Origin of the sequence: Burkholderia sp. E168m22 (genome assembly GCF_001319805.1) — a bacterium.
GTDB lineage: Bacteria > Pseudomonadota > Gammaproteobacteria > Burkholderiales > Burkholderiaceae > Burkholderia > Burkholderia orbicola.
On the sequence record NZ_BBSK01000040.1, the window covers coordinates 1 to 26,369 of the forward strand.

At 68.2% G+C, this 26,369-nt stretch carries 18 protein-coding genes and 2 pseudogenes; 7 read left to right on the top strand and 13 right to left on the bottom strand.

The genetic code is table 11. From position 1 onward, the window contains the following. Positions 1 to 871, top strand: a pseudogene (locus tag AP428_RS11670) (2-isopropylmalate synthase); the annotation flags it as partial. A gap of 143 nt (positions 872 to 1,014) precedes the next feature. Here AP428_RS11670 and AP428_RS11675 read toward each other — a convergent pair. Together AP428_RS11675 and pagL are read right to left on the bottom strand one after the other, a co-directional pair. Beyond that, positions 1,015 to 1,398 (bottom strand): nuclear transport factor 2 family protein, encoded by a 384-nt coding sequence (locus tag AP428_RS11675; protein WP_006477767.1) that lies wholly within the window; start codon positions 1,396 to 1,398, stop codon positions 1,015 to 1,017. Positions 1,399 to 1,443: 45 nt separating this feature from the next. After that, positions 1,444 to 2,013, bottom strand: a complete 570-nt coding sequence (pagL, locus tag AP428_RS11680) for a lipid A 3-O-deacylase PagL (RefSeq protein WP_011546256.1) — start codon at positions 2,011 to 2,013, stop codon at positions 1,444 to 1,446. 360 nt (positions 2,014 to 2,373) lie between these two features. Between pagL and rpoH the strand changes: the two are divergent. From rpoH to AP428_RS11705, 6 genes and pseudogenes are all read left to right on the top strand, one after another. Further along, positions 2,374 to 3,310: pseudogene (rpoH, locus tag AP428_RS11685) on the top strand (RNA polymerase sigma factor RpoH). Positions 3,311 to 3,671: 361 nt separating this feature from the next. Next, the gene (cydP, locus tag AP428_RS11690) at positions 3,672 to 3,953 is read left to right on the top strand and encodes a cytochrome oxidase putative small subunit CydP (RefSeq protein ID WP_027806881.1); all 282 of its coding nucleotides are present in this window, start codon (positions 3,672 to 3,674) and stop codon (positions 3,951 to 3,953) included. After that, positions 3,943 to 5,523: a cytochrome ubiquinol oxidase subunit I gene (locus AP428_RS11695; RefSeq protein WP_006477763.1), complete on the top strand. Its 1,581-nt coding sequence runs from the start codon at positions 3,943 to 3,945 to the stop codon at positions 5,521 to 5,523. The genes cydP and AP428_RS11695 overlap by 11 nt, the downstream gene beginning before the upstream one ends. A gap of 31 nt (positions 5,524 to 5,554) precedes the next feature. Further along, positions 5,555 to 6,691 (top strand): cytochrome d ubiquinol oxidase subunit II, encoded by a 1,137-nt coding sequence (gene cydB / locus AP428_RS11700; RefSeq protein ID WP_006477762.1) that lies wholly within the window; start codon positions 5,555 to 5,557, stop codon positions 6,689 to 6,691. Between the two features lie 62 nt (positions 6,692 to 6,753). Next, positions 6,754 to 6,876, top strand: a complete 123-nt coding sequence (gene cydX, locus AP428_RS34350; protein ID WP_006477761.1) for a cytochrome bd-I oxidase subunit CydX — start codon at positions 6,754 to 6,756, stop codon at positions 6,874 to 6,876. Positions 6,877 to 7,421: 545 nt separating this feature from the next. Beyond that, on the top strand, positions 7,422 to 9,908 hold the full coding sequence (locus AP428_RS11705) for a family 20 glycosylhydrolase (RefSeq protein ID WP_054928059.1): 2,487 nt from the start codon (positions 7,422 to 7,424) through the stop codon (positions 9,906 to 9,908). 193 nt (positions 9,909 to 10,101) lie between these two features. Here the strand turns inward: AP428_RS11705 and nagE are convergent, their stop codons facing one another. From nagE to AP428_RS11760, 11 genes are all read right to left on the bottom strand, one after another. Continuing rightward, on the bottom strand, positions 10,102 to 11,871 hold the full coding sequence (nagE, locus tag AP428_RS11710; RefSeq protein ID WP_054928060.1) for an N-acetylglucosamine-specific PTS transporter subunit IIBC: 1,770 nt from the start codon (positions 11,869 to 11,871) through the stop codon (positions 10,102 to 10,104). Positions 11,872 to 11,971: 100 nt separating this feature from the next. Continuing rightward, complete coding sequence (gene ptsP / locus AP428_RS11715; RefSeq protein ID WP_011546260.1) at positions 11,972 to 14,554, bottom strand: phosphoenolpyruvate--protein phosphotransferase; 2,583 nt, start codon at positions 14,552 to 14,554, stop codon at positions 11,972 to 11,974. 15 nt (positions 14,555 to 14,569) lie between these two features. Next, positions 14,570 to 15,601: an SIS domain-containing protein gene (locus AP428_RS11720; protein WP_011546261.1), complete on the bottom strand. Its 1,032-nt coding sequence runs from the start codon at positions 15,599 to 15,601 to the stop codon at positions 14,570 to 14,572. After that, positions 15,594 to 16,697 carry an N-acetylglucosamine-6-phosphate deacetylase gene (nagA, locus tag AP428_RS11725; protein WP_011546262.1) on the bottom strand — a complete coding sequence of 368 codons (1,104 nt, stop codon included), beginning with the start codon at positions 16,695 to 16,697 and terminating at the stop codon, positions 15,594 to 15,596. The genes AP428_RS11720 and nagA overlap by 8 nt, the downstream gene beginning before the upstream one ends. Positions 16,698 to 16,819: 122 nt before the next feature. Next, complete coding sequence (locus AP428_RS11730) at positions 16,820 to 17,554, bottom strand: GntR family transcriptional regulator (RefSeq protein ID WP_011546263.1); 735 nt, start codon at positions 17,552 to 17,554, stop codon at positions 16,820 to 16,822. A gap of 312 nt (positions 17,555 to 17,866) precedes the next feature. After that, positions 17,867 to 21,082: an error-prone DNA polymerase gene (locus AP428_RS11735; protein WP_054928061.1), complete on the bottom strand. Its 3,216-nt coding sequence runs from the start codon at positions 21,080 to 21,082 to the stop codon at positions 17,867 to 17,869. 6 nt (positions 21,083 to 21,088) lie between these two features. Further along, positions 21,089 to 22,585 carry a DNA polymerase Y family protein gene (locus tag AP428_RS11740; RefSeq protein ID WP_054928062.1) on the bottom strand — a complete coding sequence of 499 codons (1,497 nt, stop codon included), beginning with the start codon at positions 22,583 to 22,585 and terminating at the stop codon, positions 21,089 to 21,091. Continuing rightward, positions 22,518 to 23,225 (bottom strand): translesion DNA synthesis-associated protein ImuA, encoded by a 708-nt coding sequence (gene imuA / locus AP428_RS11745; RefSeq protein WP_053525953.1) that lies wholly within the window; start codon positions 23,223 to 23,225, stop codon positions 22,518 to 22,520. Before imuA ends, AP428_RS11740 begins: the two co-directional genes overlap by 68 nt. A 166-nt stretch (positions 23,226 to 23,391) precedes the next feature. Continuing rightward, positions 23,392 to 24,186 carry an ABC transporter ATP-binding protein gene (locus AP428_RS11750; protein ID WP_006477746.1) on the bottom strand — a complete coding sequence of 265 codons (795 nt, stop codon included), beginning with the start codon at positions 24,184 to 24,186 and terminating at the stop codon, positions 23,392 to 23,394. Between the two features lies 1 nt (position 24,187). Continuing rightward, positions 24,188 to 25,084, bottom strand: a complete 897-nt coding sequence (locus AP428_RS11755; RefSeq protein ID WP_011546267.1) for an ABC transporter permease — start codon at positions 25,082 to 25,084, stop codon at positions 24,188 to 24,190. A 139-nt stretch (positions 25,085 to 25,223) separates the two neighbouring features. Continuing rightward, positions 25,224 to 26,189: an ABC transporter substrate-binding protein gene (locus AP428_RS11760; protein WP_006486371.1), complete on the bottom strand. Its 966-nt coding sequence runs from the start codon at positions 26,187 to 26,189 to the stop codon at positions 25,224 to 25,226. Between the last annotated feature and the right edge of the window lie 180 nt (positions 26,190 to 26,369).

The window sequence follows — 26,369 nt, forward strand, 5'->3', positions numbered from 1 at the left end:
GCTGCTCGCGGGCGCCGACCGCATCGAGGGCTGCCTGTTCGGCAACGGCGAGCGCACCGGCAACGTCGATCTCGTCACGCTCGCGTTGAACCTCTACACGCAAGGCATCGACCCGGGCCTCGATTTCTCCGACATCGACGCGGTGCGCCGCGTCGTGGAGCGCTGCAACCAGATTCCCGTGCATCCGCGCCACCCGTACGCGGGCGACCTCGTGTTCACCGCGTTCTCGGGCTCGCACCAGGACGCGATCCGCAAGGGCTTCGCGCAGCAGCGCCCCGATGCGATCTGGGAGGTGCCGTACCTGCCGATCGACCCGGCCGACCTCGGCCGCAGCTATGACGCGGTGATCCGCGTGAACAGCCAGTCTGGCAAGGGCGGCGCGACGTTCCTGCTCGAGCGCGGGATGGGCTTCACGCCGACGCGCCGCGTCCAGATCGAGTTCAGTCATGCGGTGCAGACGCTCGCCGACGCGTCGGGCGAGGAAGTGACGGGCGACGCGATCTGCGCGCTGTTCTCCCGCGAATTCTTCGAGACCGACGGCCCGGCCGCACGCCATGGCAGCGGCGCGCGCTGGCAAAACCGCGAGATCGCGGTGGCGCCCGCCGCCGACGCGACGCCCGACGACGCCGTGCGACGTTTCGCCGCGGCATTTGCGACGGCCGCCGGCGCCGCGATCGACGTCGCGTCGTGCGAACACACGCGCACCGCGGACGGCCGGATCGCGGTATCGGTCGGCTGCCGGGTCGGCGACGCGCCGCTGCGGCACGGGGTCGGCGTGCACGCCGATGCGGCGAGCGCGGCACTCGATGCGGTCGTCAGCGCGATCAACCGCTCGGCATGGCACTGCGCCGATCGACGCGCGGCGGCCTGAGCACCGGGCTTCGATGCAGGGTTGAAAGGTCAGCGAGCGGTGCGTGACCGCCCGTGCGCCGCGCGATCCGCGCCGCACGAGGCAGCAAAAAGCGGCTCAGAAGGCCGCTTCGGTCGGGACATGAAAAGGCGCGTCACCCGCGCTCACGTCTCGGTCGCGCACCGCGTCGCCTGCCACGCGAACAGGCACCAGCGGCCCTGGTCGTGCGTGTGGACGGACGTATAGGCAATCGGGAAGACGAGGCCGCCGTTGTTCGTTTCCATCTCGATCAACGCGCGGCCGGTGACGACGCAGGTCTCGTCGCCGACCGGCAGCACGTCCTGCGACTGGATTTCGATCTGGCGATAGCGGCGGCGGCCGGCGACGATGGCGTCGATGAACTGCTGCTTGGTTTCGCGCTTGCCGTTGGTATGGACGAAAAACACCTTGTCCGACAGCAGCGCGGCGAGCGCCTCCCCGTCGCCGTCCACCATCGCCCGGAACCGGTCGCGCTCGAGCGCGCGGATCGCATCGACCACCTTCGCCATCGCCTGACTCCTCGGCAACGCGCCCGCCTTGCACGGGCGTACGGATCAGAAGTTGTACTGCAGGTAGAACTGGTGGAAATTTATACCAGGATTCGGCTCTTTGATACCCGCGTTAGACACATGTTCGAAACGGTAGCCGACCTGATACTGTTGCCGTTGGCCGAACTGCACGCCCACGCCGCCCGTCGGCGCGAACTGGAACGCGGTCGACAGCGAGAAATTGTCCGAGATCGTCGGGTGCGTCAGAAGCCGGACGCCGCCGCCCGCCTCGATGAACGGGCGAATCTGCCCGCTGCTCTTGATGAAACGGAACATCGGCGTGACGCCGAACTCGCCGATGTTGCCGTGGACGTTGCCGCCCGTGTGCCAGTAGCCGGCGTGCCCTTCGACGACGAACGCGAAGTGCCAGCCGCCGATTTCCCACCAGTTCCAGCCCGGGTCCCATACGACGCCGATATCGGCCTTGTCGATCCCGCGACGATCCGAAAACCCGCCGCCCGCCTGGATCCCCCATCGATCCGCGAAAGCCGCACCGGATCCGCCCAGAAGAGACGCTGCCAGCATCGCATGCAGCACCAGCCGGCTGCCGGGCCGGCGATTCTTCTTATTGTTCATCTGACACTCCAACTTTGTGGGTTGAATGGAGCCTGCCGCAACGGCCGGGCCCGAGCGAACTGAATGGTATGGTAAAGGACTTTTCGGATCGGCATCACGAAGCGAAATTGTTTGCTTCCAAAACGACAAAAATCGAAATCGTCTACTGATTCCCATCAGAAACAACGGCTTACGGAACTTCACGGCGCCGCCCCTGTCGCAGAATAGACTATCGACTCAACCGATTCGATAGAAAAACCGGGAACTCCGATGCCCCCGCCCGCTCTAAGGAATTAGCACTCGTATTGCGGGAGTGCTAAGATGACCCACGGAATCTCATTCGAGACCGGGGTTTGTCCCTGATTCCAAAGGAGTTTTTTAGTGAGCCACGCCCTGACCCTCCCGAACACGCTGAGCCCGACGCCGGCCAAGGCCGAATCGGCAGGCTCGCTGGCGCTCGCAGCCCAATCGATGTTGCCCGGCCAGCTCGGCAACATCGACGCGTACATCCAGGCCGTCAATCGCATTCCGCTGCTGACCGCCGAAGAGGAACGCCGCTACGCAACCGAATTCCGCGAGGACAACAACCTCGACGCGGCGCGCCGCCTCGTGCTGTCGCACCTGCGTCTCGTCGTGTCGATCGCGCGCAACTATCTCGGCTACGGCCTGCCGCACGGCGACCTGATCCAGGAAGGCAACATCGGCCTGATGAAAGCCGTGAAGCGGTTCGACCCGGCGCAAAACGTGCGCCTGGTGTCGTATGCGATTCACTGGATCAAGGCCGAGATCCACGAGTACATCCTGCGCAACTGGCGCATGGTGAAGGTCGCGACCACGAAGGCGCAGCGCAAGCTGTTCTTCAACCTGCGCAGCCACAAGAAGAGCATGCAGGCGATGACGCCCGAGGAAATCGACGGCCTCGCGCAGGAGCTCAACGTCAAGCGCGAGGAAGTCACCGAGATGGAAACGCGCCTGGTCGGGCGGCGACATCGCGCTCGAAGGCCAGGTGGAAGACGGCGAGGAGTCGTACGCGCCGATCGCCTACCTGGCCGACTCGCACAACGAGCCGACCGCCGTGCTGGCCGCACGTCAGCGCGACATGCTGCAGACGGACGGCATCGCGCAGGCGCTCGACGCGCTCGACGCGCGCAGCCGCCGCATCATCGAGGCGCGCTGGCTGCACGTCGACGACGACGGCTCGGGCGGCTCGACGCTGCACGATCTCGCCGCCGAGTTCGGTGTGTCGGCGGAACGCATCCGCCAGATCGAAGCGAGCGCGATGAAGAAGATGCGCACGGCCCTCGCCGAATACTCGTAAATCCCAGCGATTTAGAGCGCTTCATCGAAAACCGCTGCCTGCCCCGGCAGCGGTTTTTTTTCGTCCGTTTTTCCGCTGCTTTTCCCCCGCTTTTCAACGCGTTTCACGCTCCGTTTCTTCGCCGATTAATTGACCTGATTCATCGGGTATTACGCCATTTGCGGTGCCCTTCCGCATAACCTTGATCCACCTCAATTTTTACCCCGCGTTTCGCGACGGTCTGCCGCAGCGCAGCACTCGGCATCGGAAAGCAGTCCTTTTAAAATTGGCATGTCAGGCGCACAAGGATTAAAACAGCTTCACGGCCGTCATAAATCCGACGTAAAGTCGCCCCCAATCCGACGTAAATCGATTCAGGATAATCGCCTTGATCTCGATCAATAAAGAGCCTGCGCCGCCCTCGCGGCCGGCCGGCACGATCGGCTGGCGTGCGCGCATCGCCGCGTGGGCACGCGGACCGACCCTCGCCCGCGACATCACCCTGGTGCTGATCGTCAAGCTGATCCTCCTGATGTCGCTCAAATACGCATTCTTCAATCATCCGCAGGCCGAGCACATGTCGTTGCCGCCTGCCGCCGTCGCCGAGAAGCTGCTCTCGGTGCCGGCGCCCGCCTCTACCGAGGGAGACCACCATGATAAGTAGTGAAGTCGTCGATCTGTCACGCCTACAGTTCGGCATCACGGCGCTCTACCACTTCCTGTTCGTGCCGCTGACGCTCGGCCTGTCCTGGCTGCTCGTCATCATGGAAGCCGTCTACGTGATGACCGGCAAACAGGTCTACAAGGACATGACCCAGTTCTGGGGCAAGCTGTTCGGGATCAACTTCGCGATGGGCGTGACGACCGGCATCACGCTCGAATTCCAGTTCGGCACGAACTGGTCGTACTACTCGCACTACGTCGGCGACATCTTCGGCGTGCCGCTCGCGGTCGAAGGCCTGATGGCGTTCTTCCTCGAATCGACGTTCGTCGGCCTGTTCTTCTTCGGCTGGAACCGCCTGTCGAAGGTCAAGCACCTGATCGTCACGTTCCTCGTCGCGCTGGGCTCGAACCTGTCGGCGCTGTGGATCCTCGTCGCGAACGGCTGGATGAACAACCCGGTCGGCGCCGAGTTCAACTACCAGACGATGCGCATGGAGATGACGAGCCTGTTCGACGTGCTGTTCAACCCGGTCGCGCAGGTGAAGTTCGTGCACACGGTGTCGGCCGGCTACGTGTCGGCGGCGATGTTCGTGCTCGGCGTGTCGTCGTGGTACCTGCTGAAGAAGCGCGACGTCGATTTCGCGCTGCGCTCGTTCGCGGTCGCGGCCGGCTTCGGCCTCGCGGCGACGCTCTGCGTGATCGTGCTCGGCGACGAATCGGGCTATACGACCGGCGAAGTGCAGAAGATGAAGCTCGCCGCGATCGAATCCGAATGGGAAACCCAGCCGGCGCCCGCGTCGTTCACGCTGATCGGCATCCCGAACCAGGAGGAACAGCGCACCGACTACGCGATCAAGATCCCGTACGCGCTCGGCCTGATCGCGACGCGCTCGATCGACGAACCGGTGATCGGCCTGCGCGATCTCGCGAAGCACAGCGAGGAGCACATCCAGAGCGGGATGATCGCGTACGGCGCGCTGCAGAAGCTCAAGCAGGGCGACACGAGCGACGCGACCCGCGCGCTGTTCGACCAGCACAAGCAGTATCTCGGCTACGGGCTGATGCTCAAGCAGTTCACGCCGAACGTGACCGACGCGACGCCCGAGCAGATCAAGGCCGCCGCGAAGAAGACGATCCCGCCCGTCGCGCCGGTGTTCTTCTCGTTCCGGATCATGGTGTTCCTCGGCTTCCTGTTCGTCGCGACGTTCGTTGCCGCGTTCTGGTTCTGCGCTCGGCGGCAACTGCTGCAGGACAACCGCCGCTGGTTCCTGCGCTACGCGGTGTGGGCGATCCCGCTGCCGTGGATCGCGATCGAATTCGGCTGGATCGTCGCCGAGCTCGGCCGCCAGCCGTGGACAATCGCCGGCGTGCTGCCGACGCACCTGTCCGCGTCGAGCCTGCAGCCGAGCGACCTGTACCTGAGCCTCGCCGGCTTCATCCTGTTCTACACCGCGCTGTTCGTCATCGAGATCAAGCTGATGTTCAAGTACGCACGCCTCGGCCCGTCGTCGCTGCATACCGGCCGCTATCACCACGAGCTCGCCGCTGCCGGCGAGCGGGCCGCGGTCTGAGCACGCCCTCGCAACCGAACAAGGAATCGCTATGGACTATGCAACTCTCAAGCTGATCTGGTGGCTGCTCGTCGGCGTGCTGCTGATCGGCTTCGCCGTCACCGACGGCTTCGACATGGGCGCGACCGCGCTGCTGCCGTTCCTCGGCAAGACCGACGAGGAGCGCCGCATCATCGTCAACACGGTCGGCGCGACCTGGGAAGGCAACCAGGTGTGGCTGATCACGGCCGGCGGCGCGATGTTCGCGGCCTGGCCGCTCGTCTATGCGGCGTCGTTCTCCGGCTTCTACTTCGCGATGCTGCTCGTGCTGTTCGCGCTGTTCTTCCGGCCGGTGGGCTTCGACTACCGCAGCAAGCGGCCGGACCCGCGCTGGCGCGCGGGCTGGGACTGGGGCCTGTTCGCCGGCGGCTTCGTGCCGGCGCTGGTGTTCGGCGTCGCGTTCGGCAACCTGCTGCAGGGCGTGCCGTTCAAGTTCGACAGCGACCTGCGCGTGACCTACTACGGCGGCTTCTGGGCGCTCTTGAACCCGTTCGCGCTGCTGTGCGGGCTCGTCAGCCTCACGATGCTCGTCGCGCACGGCGCCGCGTTCATCAAGATGAAGACCGACGGCGTGATCGCGCGCCGTGCGTCGATCGCGCTGCGCGTCGCGTCGTTCCTCGCGGTCGTGCTGTTCGTGCTGGCCGGTGTGCTGGTAGCCTCCTATATCGGCGGCTTCCACATCACCCATGCGGCGCCGACCGACACCGTCGCGAACCCGCTGCTCAAGGACGTCGCCGCCGGTTCGGGCCTGTGGCTCGCGAACTACGGCGACTATCCGTGGATGATCGCGGCGCCCGTCGTCGGGATCGCGGGCGGCGTGCTGGCGCTGCTGCTCGCCGGCTCGAAGCAGGAGAAGACGGCGTTCTTCTGCACGGGCCTGATGATCACCGGCGTGATCCTGACCGCGGGCTTCTCGATGTTCCCGTTCATCATGCCGTCGTCGCTGGACCCGCGCAGCAGCCTGACCGTGTGGGATTCGACGTCGAGCCACATGACGCTGCAGGTGATGCTGTTCGCGGTGATCGTGTTCCTGCCGATCGTGCTGCTCTACACGAGCTGGGTGTATCGCGTGATGCGCGGCAAGGTCACGCACCAGACGCTCGAAGAGAACACGCACTCGATGTATTGACGCATTGAACCGGGCCGGGGTGCGCGGGCGCCCTCGCCCACCGTTTCGCAAGGAGTCGGATCATGTGGTATTTCAGCTGGATTCTCGGTATCGGCGTCGCGCTGTCGTTCGGCATCGTCAACGCGATGTGGCTCGAAGCGCGGCAGAAGACGCAGGAAGCGCCCGTGCGTGCGCGGCGCGACTGACGCACCGGCGCCGCCCGGAAGGGAAAAGAACCTCGCTTCGTGCGAGGTTTTTTTTCGTCCTGTCCGCGCTGGCAGGCGTCGCCCGGCGATGCCAATTTAGCGCCAGATTGATACCACTTGAATACCAATAAAAGGTTTCATAAGATCGTTGGACACGGCCGCTGACAGGCCGAATCCTTCTGGGTGGGGGAGACATGCGAATCCCGTGTGTGGCGTGCGCCTGCGCGTCATCTCGACGTCCGTGCGCCACGGCGCGCGCCGTCGTCGCGCTCGTGCGCGGCCAACCGAGCGCCGCCGGCCGTGGCCGCCTCGTCGCCGCGGCGAACGCCATGGGCCGCCGATGAATCCGCGCACGCCGCCGCGCCGATCCGATCGGCACGCATGCCCGCCGCCCGTTCCGTAACGCACGCTCCCGCGTGCCGAATGCACGTGGTGCAGCCGCATCGCCTCGCGTGCCGGTATCTCCCGCAGGCTCCACTGAAAGACCCGATCGCAGCGACGTCGCGTCACGGCGTCGCTACGCCCCCTTTTTCTCAGGAGTTCGAATGAAGCGTACCTTGCCATCCCTCATTGCCGGCCTGTTGATCGCGGTGTTGCCGCCTGCCGCGATCGCCGCGGTACCGGCGTCGGGCGCCGCCAACGCGAACGCCGGCGCCGCGCCGGCGGCCACCGCACAAGCAGCCAGCCTCGCGACGCAGCTGTCGAACGGCCTCGCGTTGCGCGTCGCCGTCGACAACAACCACGCGGCCGCGGCCGGCGTGCCGTGCGCCGATCTCGGCGCCGACGGCGCGGCCTGCGCGACCGGCCGCCTGATCCTGCAGAACCGCGGCCACCAGGCGATCGCCGACGGCGGCTGGAAGCTCTATCTGCACAGCATCCGCCGCCTGCTGCGGATCGACCGGCCCGGCTTCGCGCTGCGGCGGCTCACCGGCGACCTGTATGAACTGACGCCGCAGCCGGGCTCGGTGCGGCTCGCGCCCGGCGAGCGCATCGAGCTGCCGTTCGTCGCCGAATACTGGCTGCTGCGCTACAGCGACGTGATTCCGCGTCCGTACGTCGTCGTCGACGGCGCACCGCCGGCCGTGCTGCGCTACAACGACACCGACAACGAGCTGCGCTACGTCGAATCGCTGCCGGCCGACGCGCAGAACAACTCGACCGGCAACGCGCCGCCGGTGGCCGCACGACCCGATCCGGGCCGCGCGCTGCCCAGCGTGAAGCGCGAACTGCCGCTGCCCGGCACGCTCGAGCTGCGCGGCGTCGAACTCGCGCTGCAGGATCTGCCGGACGCGCAGGTCGCGGCGCTGCACGAGCGCGCGACGACCCTCGGGCTCGACGGCGCTCGCGTGCCGGTGCGCGGCTTCGTCGCGCCGCGCCGGCTGCCGGCCGACATCGCGACACCGGGCGGCTATCGGCTCGCGATCGGGCCGCGCGGCGTGCTGATCGAAGGCTACGATCGCGCGGGCCTCTACTACGGCGTACAGACGCTCTACTCGCTCGCGCCGGCCGGCGGCGGCCCGATCCCGGCGATGCTCGTCGAGGATGCACCGCGCTTCACGCATCGCGGCATGCACGTCGACCTCGCGCGCAACTTCAAGCAGCCGGCGACGCTGCGCCGCCTGATCGACCAGATGAGCGCGTACAAGCTCAACCGCCTGCACCTGCATCTGTCCGACGACGAAGGCTGGCGCATCGAGATTCCCGGCCTGCCCGAGCTGACCGAGATCGGCTCGCGCCGCTGCCACGACCCGAGCGAGACGCGCTGCCTGCTGCCGCAGCTCGGCTCCGGCCCCGACAATCGCTCGGGCGGCGGCTACCTGACGCGCGACGACTACGTGGCGCTCGTGCGCTATGCGGCCGCGCGCTTCGTGCAGATCATCCCCGAGATCGACATGCCCGCGCATGCGCGCGCGGCCGTCGTGACGATGGAGGCGCGCTACCGGCGGCTGCATGCGGCGGGCCGCGAGCAGGAAGCGAACGCGTACCGGCTGCTCGACCCGCAGGACACGACGAACCTGACGACGGTGCAGTTCTACGATCGGCGCAGCGACCTGAACCCGTGCGTGCCGGGCGCGCTCAACTTCGCGTCGAAGGTGATCCGCGAGATCGCGGCGATGCACGCGGACGCGCAGGCGCCGCTGCAGACCTGGCACTACGGCGGCGACGAAGCGAAGAACATCTTCCTCGGCGGCGGCTTCCAGGCGCTCAACGGCACCGATCCGAACAAGGGGCGCATCGATCTCGCCGCGCAGGACAAGCCGTGGGCACGGTCGCCGGCTTGCACGGCGCTGCTCCAGCGCGGCGAGATCAAGTCGATCGACGAGCTGCCGACGCGTTTCGCGAAACAGGTGAGTGCGGCGGTCAACGCGAACGGGATCGGCACGATGGCCGCGTGGCAGGACGGCATCAAGCATGCGAACGGGCCGCAGGATTTCAGCACGCGCCACGTGATGGTGTCGCTGTGGGACACGATCTTCTGGGGTGCGTCGGACAGCGCGCGCGACCTGAGCGGCAAGGGCTACCAGACGGTGCTCGCGCTGCCCGACTACCTGTACTTCGACTTCCCGTACACGCTCAATCCGCGCGAGCGCGGCTACTACTGGGGCTCGCACGCGACCGACGAGTACAAGGTGTTCTCGCTCGCGCCGGAGAACCTGCCGCAGAACGCAGAAGTGATGGGCGACCGCGACGGCAACCCGTTCGAGGTGACGGGCACGGGCCCCGCGCCGCGCATCGAAGGCATGCAGGGCCAGGCGTGGGGCGAGGTGATGCGCAACGACACCTTCCTCGAATACATGACCTATCCGCGGCTGCTCGCGCTGGCCGAGCGCGCGTGGCACCGGGCCGACTGGGAGCTGCCGTATGCGGCCGGCGTGCGCTTCAAGCGCGGCGACACGCATCATGTCGACATCGCCGCGCTGCAGCGCGACTGGGCCGGCTTCGCGACGCTGCTCACGCAACGCGAATTGCCGAAGCTGGAGCGCGCCGGGGTCGGCTACCGGAAGCCGACCTTCACGCTGACGAATCCGTGAACGGGTGAACGGCCAGGCAGTTGAGCGGCAGGCGATGCGGACCCACGCATCGCTTATCGCACACTTATCGCACACGGCCTTCGCCAAAGCAAAAACGGCTTGCGACGCACACGTCGCAAGCCGTTTTCCTTTGACCTCTGTTGACCGCCGGCCCGTATCCGCCGCGCGGATCGATCAGGCCGGCCTCACCGCATCACGCCGGTTGTGCCGCCGCCCCGCCGCCCGACGGCGGCAGGCGCGCGCCGAGCTGTTCGGCATAGCGTGCCGCCGCGTTGCCGCAGACGATGTGGAACGTATCGAGCGACACCCATGCGACGTCGAGCGCGCCGAGACGCTCGCGATCGACCGCCGACGGGTCGCGCACGACCACGCGCAGGCGCGTGGTGGCCACCGCATCGAGCGACGCGACGTTGGTCGCCCCGCCGAACACCGCGAGCCAGCGGGTCGGTTCCGGATCGAGCGGGCCGGCGGCCGCGCCCGTGACGGGCTGCGCGGCAGCAGCCGGCGCGGCCGATGCGGCACCGGTCGCACCGCCACCAATCGCGGCGCGCATCTCGTCGGCAATGATGTCGGCCTCGGGCCCGATGATCACCTGCACGCTGTTGCCGCCGCGCTTGAGCACGCCGCGCGCGCCGATCGACTTCAGTGCCGGCTCCGATACCTGCTCCGGATCGACGACGGTCAGGCGCAGGCGCGTCGTGCACGCGTCGACGACCGACAGGTTGCCGGCCCCGCCGAGTGCGGCGATGTAGCGTTGCGCACGAGGTGCGGCAGCCGTCGCAGCCGCGCCCGCGGCCGGTGCGACGAAGCCGCCCGGTGCGTACGACTCCGTGGCCGCATCGGCCGAGGCCGGCTCACGGCCCGGCGTGGCCATGTTGAACTTGCGGATGAAGAAGCGGAACAGCCCGTAGTACGCGACGCCGTACGCGATGCCGAGCGGGATCGCGATCCAGCCCTTCGTCGACAGCCCGTAGTTCAGCACGTAGTCGATCGCGCCGGCCGAGAACGTGAAGCCGAGCTTCACGCCGAGGATCTGGCAGATCGCGAGCGACAGCCCGGTGAGCACCGCGTGGATCACGTACAGCACCGGCGCGAGAAACATGAAGCTGAATTCGATCGGCTCGGTCACGCCGGTCAGGAACGACGTCAGCGCCATCGACAGCAGCAGGCCGCCGACCATCGCGCGGCGCTCCTTCGGTGCTTCGTGCAGCATCGCGAGACACGCGGCCGGCAGGCCGAACATCATGATCGGGAAAAAGCCCGCCATGAAGGTGCCCGCGGTCGGGTCGCCCGCGAAGAAGCGGTGCAGGTCGCCGTGCACGATCTCGCCGCCGGCGGGCGGCGTGAAGTTGCCGAACACGAACCACGCGAGCGAGTTGAGGATGTGGTGCAGGCCGGTGACGAGCAGCAGGCGGTTCAGGAAGCCGAACACGAACGCACCGATCGCGCCCGCCGTCGTCAGCCACTGGCCGGCCGCGTCGATCGCATGCTGGATCGGCTGCCACACGTACCCGAACGCGATGCCCAATATCACGCAGACCAGCCCGGTGATGATCGGCACGAAGCGCTTGCCGCCGAAGAACGCGAGGTAGTCCGGCAGCTTGATGTCCTTGTAGCGGTTGTACAGCAGGCCCGCGACGACCCCCGCGATGATCCCGGACAGCACGCCCATGTTCAGCTTGGGATCGATGTCCTTCATGATCGCGGTTTCGATCAGGTAACCGATCGCGCCCGCGAGCGCCGCCACGCCGTTGTTGTCCTTCGCGAAGCCGACCGCCACGCCAATCGCGAACAGGAGCGGCAGGTTGTCGAAGATCGCGCCGCCGGCGTCGGCGATCATCTTGATGTTGAACACGTCCGGCTGGCCGAGTCGCAGCAGGATGCCGGCGACCGGCAATACTGCGATCGGCAGCATCAGTGCCCGGCCCAGGCCCTGTATTTTCAGAAACGGATTCCCGTTCATTCAGTCCTCCAATCCATGTCTCGTCATTAATCGTCGTTAATCGTCGTTGACCTACTTGCCTTCTTCGTCGTGAAACGGGCCGCGAACCTGCCGTCGACGCTCAGTCGAGCGGCCAGACCTCGCGGCTTGCTGCCCTTACTGCCTGTGCCGAATCGAGCGCGAGCAGATCCTGCGCGCGCTGACGGCACAACGGGTAATCGAGACGGCGCACACGCGCCTTGATGCCCGGCACCGACACCGGGTCGACCGACAGTTCGGTCACGCCGAGGCCCACCAGGATCGGCACCGCGAGCGGATCGCCGCCGAGCGCGCCGCAGACGCCCACCCACTTGCCGTGTTTCGCGGCGCCGCGCACCGCGATGTCGATCAGGCGCAGCACGGCCGGATGCAGGCCGTCGGACTGCGCGGCGAGATCGGCCTGGCAGCGGTCCATCGCGAGCGTGTATTGCGTGAGGTCGTTGGTGCCGATCGACAGGAAATCCGCGTGCTGCGCGAGCTGATCGGCCAGCAGCGCGGCCGACGGCACCTCGATCATCACGCCGACCTCGATCGGCTCGGTGCGGCCCTGCGCATGCGCGAATTCGTCGATGCGCTTTTTCAACCGCACGAGCTCGCCCGCGTCGGTCACCATCGGCAGCAGGATGCGCACCGCGCCGAACGGCTTCACCGCAAGGAGGCCCTGCAGTTGATCGTCGAGCAGATCGGGGCGCACCTGCGCGAGACGGATGCCGCGCAGGCCGAGCGCCGGGTTCGGTTCGGGCGGCAGCGTCAGGTAGTCGACTTCCTTGTCCGCGCCGACGTCGAGCGTGCGGATGATCGCCGTGCGGCCCTGCAGCGCGTCGACGATCGACTGGTAGCTCTGCTGGTGCTCGACCGCCGTCGGCGCGGCCTGGCGATGGATGAACATCAGTTCGGTGCGCAGCAGGCCGACCGCGTCCGCGCCGTTGTCGACCGCGGTGTTCGCATCGTCGAGCGTCGCGATGTTCGCGGCGACCTCGATCGCGCGGCCGTCGATGGTCGCGGCCGCCTCGCCGGCCTGTTGCCGGTTCGCCTCGCGCACGCCGTCCAGGCGCTGGCGCTCGTGCCGCGCGCGCTCGACGTCGAGCGCGGTCGGCGCGTGTTCGAGCCGGCCCGCGCTCGCATCGACGACCACCTGCGTGCCGTCCGGAATCGCGTACAGCGCATCGCCGACCGCCACCAGCGCCGGGATGCCCAGCTGCCGCGCGATGATCGCCGCGTGCGACGTCGCGCCGCCGCGCGCCATCACGAGCGCGCTCACGCGTTCGCGATCGAGCGACGACAGGTCGGACGGCGTGAATTCCTCGGCCGCGAGCACGGCTTCGTCGGGCAGCACACGCGCGGCGCCGCTCGTGTGGCCGAGCGCGCGCAGCACGCGCTTCTCGATGTCGCGCAGATCGGCCGCGCGTTCGGCGAGCAGCGCGTCGTCGAGTTTCGACAGCGTGTCGATCTGCGTGCGGATCGTCGCGCGCCACGCGAAGCCCGCGCCCTTGCCGAGGCTGATCAGGTCGCGCGCCGCGTCGACCAGCGTCGGGTCTTCCAGCAGCACGCGATGCACCGCGAAGATGCCCGCTTCGCCGACCGCGCCGCGCGCCGACGCGCTGCGAACCGTTTCGGTAAGTTCGGCGTCGACCGTCTTCAGCGCTTGATCGAGCCGGCGGCTTTCCGTGGCCGGTGTGCCGGTCGCCTGCTCGGGCGGCACGATGTCCGCATCGTCGAGACGCACCAGCGTGCCGACCGCGATGCCGGGCGCCGCGCACACGCCGGCGAGCGTGTTCGGATCAATCGGCGCGCCGGCGTGGCGTGCGACCGCCTGCGGCGCGGGCGATTTCAGCCGCGCCGGCTTTTCTTCCACTTCGCCGTGCGCTTCGCGCAGCAACTCGCGCTCGACCGCATCGACGGCCTGTTGCGCGTGCGCGCCGCGGCCGACCAGCTCGACCGTCGCGCCTTCGCCGGCGCCGAGGCCGAGCAGGCCGACGACGCTCGCGATCGACGCCTTGCGGCCGTCGAACAGCACGTCGACGGTCGCGTCGAAGCCGCGCGCGGCTTCACGTGCCCGCGCGGCCGGCCGCGCATGCAGGCCGCCCGGCTGCGCGAGCACGATCTCGCGACGCACTTCGTTGTGCGCGGCCGCACCGGCCTGCGCTGCCTGCGCGGCGGCTTCGCCCTTGCCGCGCAGCGCGAGCAACGGCGTCTCGCCGGCCGTCGCGAAACCGCTCGCGCGCTCGACCACCTCGAACGCGTCGGAATTCGCGATCGCGATCACCGACACGAGCGAATGCGCGTTTCGCGCCACCGCGTCCTGGTCGAACTCGATCAACAGCGCGCCCGCTTCGACGCGCGCGCCGGCTTCGACGTGCGCGATGAAGCCCTGCCCGTTCAGCTCGACGGTGTCGATGCCGATGTGCAGCAGCACTTCCGCGCCTTGCGGCGTCGTGATCGTCACCGCGTGGCCGGTGCGCGCGAGATGCGACACGACGCCCGCGCACGGCGCGACAAGCCGGCCCGCGAGCGGGTCGACGCCGATGCCGTCGCCGAACATCCCGCCGGAGAACACCGGATCGGGCACGTCGGCCAGTGCGACGATCGGCCCCGTCAACGGGCTAAGCAGAACGATCTGATCGTGGTTGGGGCTCTTCAACTGGGATTCCTCGGCGCGTCTCATCGGCTTTCTCGGCTATCAGTGCGTTTCGGTGACTTTGTTCAGGTGGCGCGGCGTGTCGGGATTGCGGCCGCGTGCGACGGCGAGATCCGCCGCCATCACGTAGAACGAAAGAATGGCGGCGATCGGGTCGAGCGCCGAATGGGCGGACTGCGCGAGCGGCAGCACGGTGCCCGATACGCCGGGCGTCGATACGCCGGGCGTGCCGGCGGGCGCCGCGAGCAGCACGGCGGCGCCGCGTGCGCGCATGTCGGCGGCGAGCTGCAGCAGGCCGGCCTGCTCGGGCCCCGGCGGCGCGAACACGAGCAGCGGATAGTCGCGGTCGATCAGTTCCATCGGGCCGTGGCGGACTTCGGCGCTCGAGAACGCCTCGGCCTGGATGCCGGACGTTTCCTTCAGCTTCAGCGCGGCTTCCTGCGCGATCGCGAGGCCCAGCCCGCGGCCGATCACGATCATCCGTTCGACGCCCGCGAGCGCCGCGACGGCCGGCGACCAGTCGAGCCGGCCGGCCTGCGCGAGCACGTCGGGCAGGCCGCGCAATGCGGTGATCAGCGCGGCGTCGCGCTGCCAGTACGCGACGATCTGCGCGGAAGCCGACAGCATCGCGATATAGCTCTTGGTCGCGGCGACCGACAGTTCGGGGCCGGCCAGCAGCGGCAACTGGTGCTCGCACGCATCGGCGAGCGGCGACGGCAGCACGTTCACGGCGGCGACGGTACGCGCGCCGGCTTCGCGCAGCGCGGCCATCGTGTTGACGAGATCGGGGCTCTTGCCCGACTGGGAGAACGCGAGCGCGAGCTGGTCCTGCACCTTCAGCGGCGCCTGCTGCAGCGTCGCGACCGACATCGGCAGCGACGCGACGGGCACGCCGAGGCGGCTCATCGTCAGGCTCGCGAAATAGCTGGCGGCGTGATCCGAGCTGCCGCGCGCGACCGTCAGCGCGACGGCCGGCGGGTGATCGAGCAATTGGCCGGCGAGCGCTTCGACGCGCGTGGTGTCGGCGATCTGCGCGGCGACGACCTGGGCGGACTCGCGCGCTTCCTTAAGCATATTCGACAATCGATTCTCCTTCGACATAGGTCGCGGTGAGGTTCAGGTCGCGATCGAACACCGCGAGGTCGGCCCAGGCGCCGCGCTCGAGGCGGCCGCGATCTGCGACGCCGAGGTAGTCGGCCGCGTAGCGCGACATCCGGTTCGACACGTCGGCGATCGGCAGGCCGAGCGACACGAGGTTGCGCAGCGCCTGGTCCATCGTCAGCGTGCTGCCGGCGAGCGTGCCGTCGGCGAGCCGCACGCCGCCGAGGCACTTCGTCACGTGCTGGCTGCCGAGTCGGTATTCACCGTCGGGCATGCCGGTGGCGGACGTGCTGTCGGTCACGACGTACAGGCGCGGAATCGCGCGCAGCGCCGCCCGGATCGCACCCGGGTGGACGTGCAGCAGGTCAGGGATGATTTCCGCGTATTCGGCGTGCGCGAGCGCCGCGCCGACGAGGCCCGGGTTGCGGTGATGCAGCGGCGACATCGCGTTGAACAGGTGCGTGAAACCGCATGCGCCGTGCTTGAGCGCGGCGACCGCATCGTCATAGGTCGCGAGCGAGTGGCCGAGCTGCACGCGTACGCCGCGCGCGGCCATCTCGCCGATGATCTCGATGTGGCCCGTGATTTCCGGCGCAAGCGTGACGACGCGAATCGGCGCGATCGACAGGTACTTCAGCACCTCGTCGAGCACGGCCGACACGGCCGCGTCGGGCTGCGCGCCGAGCTTGCCCGGGTTGATGTACGGGCCTTCGAGATGCACGCCCAGCACGCGCGCGCCGCCCGGCGTGCGGTTCCGCGCGACGGTGCCGAGGTTCGCGACGACTTCCATCAGCTCGTCGCGCGGCGCGGTCATCGTCGTCGCGAGCAGGCTCGTCGTGCCGAATTGCGCGTGCGTGCGGACGATCGTCTCGATCGCGTCGCCGCCTTCCATCACGTCTGCGCCGCCGCCGCCATGCACGTGCAGGTCGATGAAGCCGGGCAGGATGTACGGCGCGTCGTTCGTCGCGGGATCGACGGGCGTGCCGTCGAGCGTGGTGATGCGGCCGTTCTCGCTATCGAGCGAACCGTGAATCCAGCCGTCGGGGGTGAGGATGTTGCCAGTCAGCATGACGTTCTCTTGATGATCGGGTGACGCGAGCGTCCGCGTCGTGATGTGCCAATCCGTTGCGATTCATTGCGCGCGATTGCGTTCCATCGCGATCGCGCGGGATGCGCGGGCAGTCTCGCGCGTCAGCGTTTCAGTTCGGCGACGAAGTCGTAGTAGTCGTCGCGGCAATACGTTTCGGTCACTTCGATCGCACGCTGGTCGGCGCCGTAGCCGACGCGCGTGATCACCAGCAATGCCGAGCCCGGCTTCACCGCCATCCATTTCGCGATCGCGTGCGTGGCATTCGCCGCGCGAAAGTGCTGCAGCGCGCGCACGACGGTCATGCCGCGCGTATCGAGGTATTCGTACAGCGACGCGCCGAGCGCCTGCGGATCGGGCACCACCGCGGCCGGCAGCGTCGAATGCTCGATGGCCATCACGATGCCGTCCGCGCGGCGCAGCCGTTCGAGCCGCGCCACCGTCGCGCCGGGCGCGAGGCCGAGATGCGTGAGCTCGTCACGGCTCGCGGCGCGCAGCGTGCGCGACAGCCACACCGAATCGGGCACGAAGCCGCGCTGCTGCATCTTCGCGGTGAAGCCGACGAGCCGCGACAGCGGATCGGCGACGCGCGGCGTGATGAAGCTGCCCGCGCCGCGCGCTCGCTTGATCAGGCCCTGCTCGACCAGCAGCGCGAGCGCACGACGCGCGGTGATTCGCGACACGCCGACCGACCCCGACAGCAGCCGCTCCGACGGCAGCGCCTCGCCGGCCCGCCACGCGCCGGCGTGGATCGCGCTCGCCAGATTGCGGGCGAGCTGCAAATAGAGCGGCGTGTCGTCGAGGGGGTCGGGCGCCAGTTCGGACCAGCCGGTTTCCATGTGCCTCCGGGTGTCGGACGACGATCCGTGACCGTCGAAAGTGAACGCATTATATAACCACCATAATACCAGTCAACGAACTGGTATTAGCGCCGCGGAAATCGCCGAAAGCCTTGCGCGGCAAGCGTTTTAGTGCCGGCAAAGCCTTTGTTTACAACGCGGCGCGGGATAGGGATTTACCCGAAGTGGTATGCAAAGGGACAGTTCCAGTGCGGGGACCGGCCGGGTTTCCGGCACGAATATGAGACCAGAATAGAACCAATTTGACTGACTGGTATGCATCGACGACAGAGCGCCGGTGCGACGCACGGATCAGTGGAATTCGCGGCTCGACGTGCGCAGGCCGCCGAGCAGCGGCGTCAGATCCTCGAAATGCTGCGCGACGAGGTGCCGCACGTCGCTCACGACCTGCCACACGCCGGACGCCGCAAGCAGCCGCGAATCGAGCGTTTCGCGGCGCTGCCGCGCGAGCAGTTCGGGCCGGACGATCACGTTCACGCAGCCCGTTTCGTCCTCGAGCGTCATGAACATCACGCCCTTCGCGGTGCCCGGCATCTGTCGCGCGATCACGAGTCCGCATGCGCGTGCGAGCCGGCCGTCGGGACGGTCGCGCAACTCGGCCGCGGACGACAGCCGCTGCGCGCGCAGCGCCGGCCGCAGCAACGCGACCGGGTGGCGGTTCAGCGTGAGGCCGGTGGTGTGATAGTCGGCGAGGATGTCGTCGGCTTCCGACGGCGCGCCGAGCGCGGGCTGCTCCGCCTCGTCGATCGGCGCGGCGGCGAGCAGGTCGCGCTCCGGCGCCGCGGCGACGGCCTGCCACAGCGCATCGCGGCGATGGCCGGCGAGCGTCGCGAGCGCGTTCGCCGCGGCGAGCGCCTCGAGATCGCGGCGTTCGAGCTGCGCGCGGCGGGCAAGGCTGTCGATGCTATCGAACGGGCCGGCGGTGCGAGCGGCCTCGATGCGCCGCGCGGCGGCTTCGCTCAGGCCGCGCACGAGCGACAGGCCGAGCCGCACGGCCGGTTGACCATGTGGGGGCGGCTGGTCGGGCAGTGCTTCGAGCGACGCTTCCCAACCGCTTTGCGTGACGTCGATCGGCAGCACCTTCACGCGATGACGCTTCGCGTCCTGCACGAGCTGCGACGGCGGGTAGAACCCCATCGGCTGGCTGTTCAGCAGCGCGGCGAGGAAGATCGCGGGTTCGTGGCATTTGAGCCAGCTGCTCGCGTACGCGAGTTTCGCGAAGCTGGCGGCGTGGCTTTCCGGGAAACCGTATTCGCCGAAGCCCTTGATCTGCTCGAAGATCTGTTCGGCGAATTCGCGCGTGTAGTTGCGTTCGAGCATCCCGCTGATGATCTTGTCCTGATATTTCTCGAGATTACCCTTGCGCTTCCACGCGGCCATCGCGCGGCGCAAGCCATCCGCTTCGCCGGGTGTAAAACCCGCGGCGACGATCGCGATCTGCATCACCTGCTCCTGGAAGATCGGCACACCCAGCGTGCGAACGAGCACTTCCTTGAGCGCGTCGCTCGGATACGTGACCTCCCCCTTCTCTTCTCCGGCCACGATCCTGCGCCGCTTCAAATACGGATGCACCGCGCCGCCTTGAATCGGACCGGGCCGCACGATCGACACCTGGACGACGAGATCGTAGTAGTTGCGAGGCTTCAGCCGCGGCAGCATCGACATCTGCGCGCGCGATTCGATCTGGAACACGCCGACGGTATCGGCACGGCAGATCATGTCGTAGGTTGCCTTGTCATCCTGCGGAATGTGTTTCAGCGTGAATGGCTTGCCATCCTTCGCTGGCCCGCGCCACGCGGTGCGCAGGTCGAACGCGCGATGCAGCGCCGACAGCATGCCGAGCGCGAGCACGTCGACTTTCATCAGCCCGAGCGCTTCGAGATCGTCCTTGTCCCACTGAATCACGCGCCGCCCGTCCATCGCCGCATTTTCGACCGGCACGAGCCGCGTGAGCTTGCCGCGGCTGATCACGAAGCCGCCCGAATGCTGCGACAGGTGGCGCGGAAAGTTGAGCAGGCGCCCCGCCAGTTCGGCCCATGTCTGAATGATCGGCGTCGCCGGATCGAGCCCGGTCGACGCGAATTGCTGCAGCAGATCGCGGCTGCCGTCGAACCAGCGATGGCCCTTCGCGACGCGGTCGACCAGCATCGGATCGACACCGAGCGCCTTGCCGGTTTCGCGCAGCACGCCGCGCGGACGATACGTCGAAACGGCGGCGGCAAGCGCCGCGCGATCATGTCCGTATTTCGCGTAGATATGCTGGATCACTTCCTCACGGCGCTGATGCTCGAAGTCGACGTCGATATCAGGCGGCTCGCCGCGTTCCTCGCTGATGAAACGCTCGAACAGCATCGTGCTCTGATCGGGATTCACTTCGGTGATGCCGAGGCAGTAGCAGACCACCGAGTTCGCGGCCGAACCCCGCCCTTGGCACAAGATGTTCTGACTGCGCGCGTATTTGACGATGTCGTAGACGGTCAGGAAAAACGGCTCGTATTCCAGTTTCGCGATCAGGGCAAGTTCATACCGGATCTGCTTTGCCACCTTCTCCGGCACACCATTCCAATAGCGTCGAGCGACACCTGCCCACGTCTCCTGCTTCAAGTAACTGGTCGGCGTGTGTCCGCGCGGCACGAGTTCGAGTGGATATTCATACTTCAAATCGTCGAGATCGAAATCGCACGCATCGAGCATCGCGCACGTCTCGCCAATCTCTTCCGCCGAAAACAACTTCGCGATCCGCCCGCGCGAACGCAGATGCTGCTCCGCATTCGGCGCGAGCGCATAGCCGCACTCGGCCACCGGCATCCCGACACGAATCGCCGTCATCACGTCCTGCAGCGGCTTGCACGAGCGCACGTGCATCGTCACGTCGCCGAGCGCGACGAGTCGCACGCCGCGCCGTTTGCCGGCCGCACGAATCTCGTCGCGCTGCACGCCGTCGAGCGCGCGCTGCAACTGCACGAGCCCGAGCCGCGCACGCTCGCCGAACGTCGCGCGAAACCACGCGACCTGCGCATCGAGCACGTCCGCCCGCACCGGATACGTCGGCACGAGAATCGCGAAGCAGTCGGGCATCCCGCGCAGGTGTGCAAACTTCGCTGGCGGCGCCGACAGCATCCGCGACGTCAGCTTGTACGTCCCCTTCGGAGCCTCCATCCGCCGCCATGAAATCAGCTCGGACAGATTGCCGTACCCTTCGCGGTTCTGCGCGAGCAACACGAGCCCGAACGCACCGGGGCCCGGGTCGTGGCCGGGTGCGACTTCATCCGGCGTGACGTCGAAATACGAACCGATGACGAGCGGCAGCCCTTTCTCTTTAGCGGCGACATGCATGCGCGGCGCGCCGGCGAGCGAGCATTCGTCGGTGATCGCGATCCCGCGATAGCCGAGTTTCACCGCACGCTCGACCAGTTCCTCCGCATGCGATGCGCCATGCAGGAACGAAAAATTCGAGCGGCAGAACAACTCCGCGTAATCGGGCAGCAAACTGAATTCCGCAACCATCTTCGTTCACCCGAACAGGCCGTGCAGGAACCAGCGCGGCGCAGCCTGACTGCTCGTCCGCTCCCTGAACACCCAATAGCACGCACCCTCTTCGTCCTGCGCGACGTGGTAATCGCGTGCAACGAGCTGCCCGTCGAACCACCCGGCCTCGATCCGCTCGGCCGACGACATCATCCGGAGCGGCGTATGAAATACCGGCCGCTCGCCGCGCATCAGCAACGGCAGCGGTTCGGCCAGCAGCCACGCGGGACGCGGCGGCGCGGCGGGTGAAACAGCAGCGGGCTTGCCGGGCTGCGCATCGAGCGGTAGCCAACGGTTCGCGGCTTCGGGCCGGTAATCGGCGACAGGCGCCGCGCGCAGCACGTTGTCCGCGCCCAGCCGCGCGACCAGCAGTTCGAACAACCGCTCGCGCGTCTCGCGCGTACCGCCCGGCTCGGGAAAAAGATCGTCGGCCGGCGGCGCGACCGATTCGACGCGCGTGGCCTTCAGCCGCACCGCGATCACCGCGGCCGGCAACTCGACGCGCGCGAGCCGCTCGCCCAGCAGCCGCATGAAATGCGCTTCGTCGCGCACGGGCGCCGCGAACGCGAGCTCGAGCGGGGTCGGCGGCACGGCCTGGCGGCCGCGCTCGTGCTCGAGATCGAAGGTCATCGCGGCCAGCGACAGTTGCCGCGCGGCCAGCCAGCCGCACAGCTGCACGACGAGCCGCCGCGCGGCGAACAGCACGGCTTCCGCGTATTCGACGCGCTCCGGCAATTCGAGCCGCACGTCGAACACGGGCGGCACCGCCATCCACGCGAGCGGCTCGACCGCTTCGCCGTACGCCCGATCGAGCGCGGCCAGCAGCGCGGGACCGCAGCGCCGCTGCAGCCCCGCGCGCGGCAGGCGGCGCAGATCGGCGAGCGTGCGGCAGCCGAGGCCGTCGAACCAGCCCGCATACGGACGCGCATCGGGCAGCAGCACGCACGGCAACCGATCGAGCGTGCGGACGAGCGAGCCCTGGCGCGCGACACGGCGCCGGATGCGTGCCCGCGCCGACGTGCGCGCGAGCAGCCACGCGCCGCATCCGGTCGGCGCGGCGGACAGGCGCGCCGCGTAGCCGAGCGCCGCGAGCGTCGCACGCACCTGTCGGCACAGCGACGGCAGCCCGCCGAACAGCCGCAGGCTCGGGCCGACGTCGACGATCAGCGTGGCTTCGTCGCCGAGCGCGACGCACGGCGAGAAGCGCAGCAACGCGAGCGCGACCGCGCGCAGCGCATCGGCTTCGCGGGCGGGATCGCGTTCGACGAGCAGCGTGTCCGGCGCGAGCGTGAGCACGCCGCCGCGCTTCATGCCCGCGCGCACGCCCTGCCGGCGCGCGGCCGCATCGGCGATCAGCACGACCCCCTGCTCGAGCACCGCGCAGCCTGCCTCGCTGGCCTCGCCGGCCGCCGCGTCAGACGGCGGCGGGGCGCACACGTCGAGCGGCAGGCGCGGCAGATGGATGCCGAGCAAGACGCGCATAGCGGCTCTCCACGATGGGCGACGGCAAATCGAGCACGAGCGGCTCGCTGCGCGCGGGCCCGCGACGCTTGACGATGTCGAGCGACACGCCGCCCGGCACCGGATACAGCGCGACGCGCAGCACGGCCGGCGACGGCTGCCGCGCGGCCGACAGCGGACGCAGCATCACGAACAGCGTGTCGCCGGTGCGCGCGGCCGCGAGATGCAGGCGCCGCAGCGCATCGGGCCGCGCGTCCTGCCAGAGCAGCAGCGCGCCGCAACAGCCGGTCTTGAGCGCCTGCTCGGCGGCCCACAGCGCATCGGTGCGGCTACCGGCGCGCAGCCACAGCAGCGTATCGGCCGGCACGCCGAGACTGGCGAGCGCGGTGGCATGCGGCGACTGCGGCGGCGCGACGAGCGCGAGCGGCCGCCGCGCGCTGACGCTGCGGGCGAGCGCGGGCGCGAGCAGCCGCATCTCGCCGCAGCCCGGCTGCGCGGCCAGCAGTTCGACGAGGCCGCCGACCGGCCAGCCGCCACCCGGGAGCTCGGCCGACAGCGGCGCGAAGCCCGTGTCGATCGTGCGCGGACCGCCGCGCGCGAGCTGCGAGCCGCGCCAAAGGGACGGATGAAGGGATTCGGGAGCAATGGAGGATGCGAGCATGACGCCACCCACAACTGTATGGATATACAGTATATGGCAATGCGTCCGCGCCGCACAGCACCGGTGTAAAACCGGTTTTCGTCGGAAGAAATCAGGGAGAAGCCGACGCGCCCGTCATGCCACGGCGCGCCGGCCCGTCGGCCGTTGGTCAGCGGTCAGCGGCCCGTCAGCCGAGCAACAGCGCGTCGTCGTCGAGCTGCTCGTGCCGCACCTTCTCGAACATCTGCAGCAGGTCCGGCACGTCGAGCCCGCGACGCGCCTCGCCCGACACGTCGAGCACGACCTGCCCCTGGTGCAGCATCACCGTGCGGTCGCCGTAGTCGAGCGCCTGCCGCATGCTGTGCGTGACCATCATCGTCGTCAGCTTGCTCTCGGCGACGATGCGCGCGGTCAGCTCCAGCACGAACGCGGCCGTCTTCGGGTCGAGCGCGGCCGTGTGCTCGTCGAGCAGCAGGATTCGCGACGGCCGCAGCGACGCCATCAGCAGGCTCACCGCCTGCCGCTGGCCGCCCGACAGCAGCCCGATCCGGTCGGTCAGCCGGTTTTCCAGCCCGAGGTTCAGCAGCCGCAGCTTGTCACGGAACAGCTCGCGCGACGGCCGGTCGAGCGCCGCGCGAAAACCGCGCCGCGTGCCGCGCGCCATCGCGAGCGCCATGTTCTCCTCGATCGTCAGCGCCTCGCAGGTGCCGGCCATCGGGTCCTGGAACACGCGCGCGACGAGGTGCGCGCGATCCCACGCGGCCTTGCGCGTGACGTCCGTGCCGTCGATCGCGATGCGCCCCGCATCGACGCGCTGGTCGCCGCTGACCGCATTGAGGAAGGTCGACTTGCCGGCGCCGTTCGAGCCGATCACCGCGACGAACTGGCCGTCGGGAATCTCGAGCGACAGCCCGCGCAGCGCGCGCGTCTCGATCGGCGTGCCGGGATTGAACGTGAGTTTGAGATCGTGTGCGGACAGCATGTCATGCCCCTCCGTTCTTGCGCGCGAACAGCTTCTTGCGCGTCGCCGGCAGCACCAGCGCGATCGTGACGAGCGCGGCCGTCACGAGGTTCAGGTCCTGCGCCTTCAGGCCGATGAATTCGCTGTTCAGCGCGAGCGCGATGAAGAAGCGGTAGACGATCGCGCCGAGCACGACGGCGAGCGTCGTCAGCACCAGCCGGCGCGCGGGCAGCAGCGTCTCGCCGATGATCACCGCGGCCAGCCCGATCACGATCGTGCCGATCCCCATCGAGATGTCCGAGCCGCCCTGCGTCTGCGCGAACAGGGCGCCCGCGAGCGCGACGAGCGCGTTCGACAACGCCATCCCGGCGAGCGTCGCACGGCCGGTCGCGATGCCTTGCGCACGCGCCATCCGCGGGTTCGCGCCGGTCGCGCGCATCGCGAGGCCGAGCTGCGACGAGAAGAACCAGTCGAGGCCGAGCTTCGCGACCACGACGACGATCGCGAGCAGCGCCGGGCGCAGCACGTAATCGGGCATCCAGTCGGGCTGCAGCACGGTGAAGAGCGTCGGCTCCGTGATCAGCGGCACGTTCGGCCGGCCCATGATCCGCAGGTTCACCGAGTAGAGCGCGATCATCATCAGGATACTGGCGAGCAGATCCATGATCTTCAGGCGCACGTTCAGCCAGCCGGTGACGAAGCCGGCCAGCGCGCCCGCGACGATCGCGATCACGGTCGACGTGAACGGGTCATGGCCGGCCGAGATCAGCGTCGCGGCGACAGCGCCGCCGAGCGGAAAGCTGCCGTCGACGGTGAGGTCGGGGAAGTTGAGGATGCGAAACGAGATCAGCACCCCGAGGGCGACGAGGCTGAAGATCAGGCCGATCTCCAGTGCGCCCAGAAACGAGAACAGAGACATGATGGGGAAATCCTGTTGCTTCCCGGCCGGACGTGTACGGCCGGGCGAAGCGAACGGGCGGCCCCGGGTGGAGGCCGCCCGTCCGGCGATGTCGTCGAGGCCCGGATCGGGCCTGCCAGCGCGGCGGTCGGGCCGCGGCTTACTTGATGACCGTCTTCGCTTCCTTGACGAGATCCGGCGACAACGTGACGCCCTGCTTCGCGGCCGCGCCCGTATTGACGAACAGCTCGAGGTTGCTGCTCGTCTCCGACGCGATCGCGCCCGGCTTCTCGCCCTTCAGGATGCGCGCGACGACCTTGCCCGTCTGGCGGCCGAGGTCGCCGTAGTTGATGCCGAGCGCCGCGATGCCGCCGCGCTTCACGCTGTCGGTATCGCCCGCGACAAGCGGGATCTTCGCTTCGTTCGCGACCTTCACGAGCGCTTCGTACGCGGACACGACGTTGTTGTCGGTGTTCGTGTAGATCACGTCGACCTTGCCGATCAGGCTCTTCGCGGCCGGGCCGATGTCGACGGTACGCGGCGCGGCCGCTTCCTTCAGCGTCATCCCCTGCTTCGCGAGGATCTCCTTGAGCTCCTTCACGACGACGACCGAATTCGCCTCGCCCGGGTTGTAGACCATGCCGACCGTCTTCGCATTCGGCACGACGCGCTTGATCAGCGCGACCTGGCGATCGAGCGGCAGCTTGTCGGACACGCCCGTCACGTTGGTGCCCGACGGGCCCCAGCCCTTCACGAGCTGCGCGGCGACCGGGTCGGTCACGCCCGAGTAGACGACCGGCACGCTCTTCGTCGCGGCGACGACCGACTGCGCGGCCGGCGTCGCGATCGCGACGATCACGTCGGGCTTGTCGCCGACGAACTTGCGCGCGATCTGCGCGGCCGTGCCCGTGTTGCCCTGCGCGCTCTGGTATTCCCACTTGAGCTTGTCGTCGCCGTAACCTTCCGCCTTCAGTTCGGCGCGCACGCCGTCGCGGATCGCATCGAGCGCCGGATGGTCGACGATCGACAGCACCTTGACGGTCTGGGCATGCGCGGCGCCGGCCAGCGCGAGTGCGGCGACGCCGGCCGTGATCGAACGGATCGCGAAAGTCTTGAATCGCTTCATGGGTATGTCTCCCCCGTATTGTGTCGGTTCTGGATGATGGATTCCCGCCGCCGTCGGGCGGGCGCCGCCCGTGCGTACGAAACGCGGGCGATCGGCCCGCGCATGCTCCGGGAAAGCATGCAGCGGCGAACGCACGAGGATACCATTTCCGCAGACCACCGCCTGACTCCACGCTTTCAC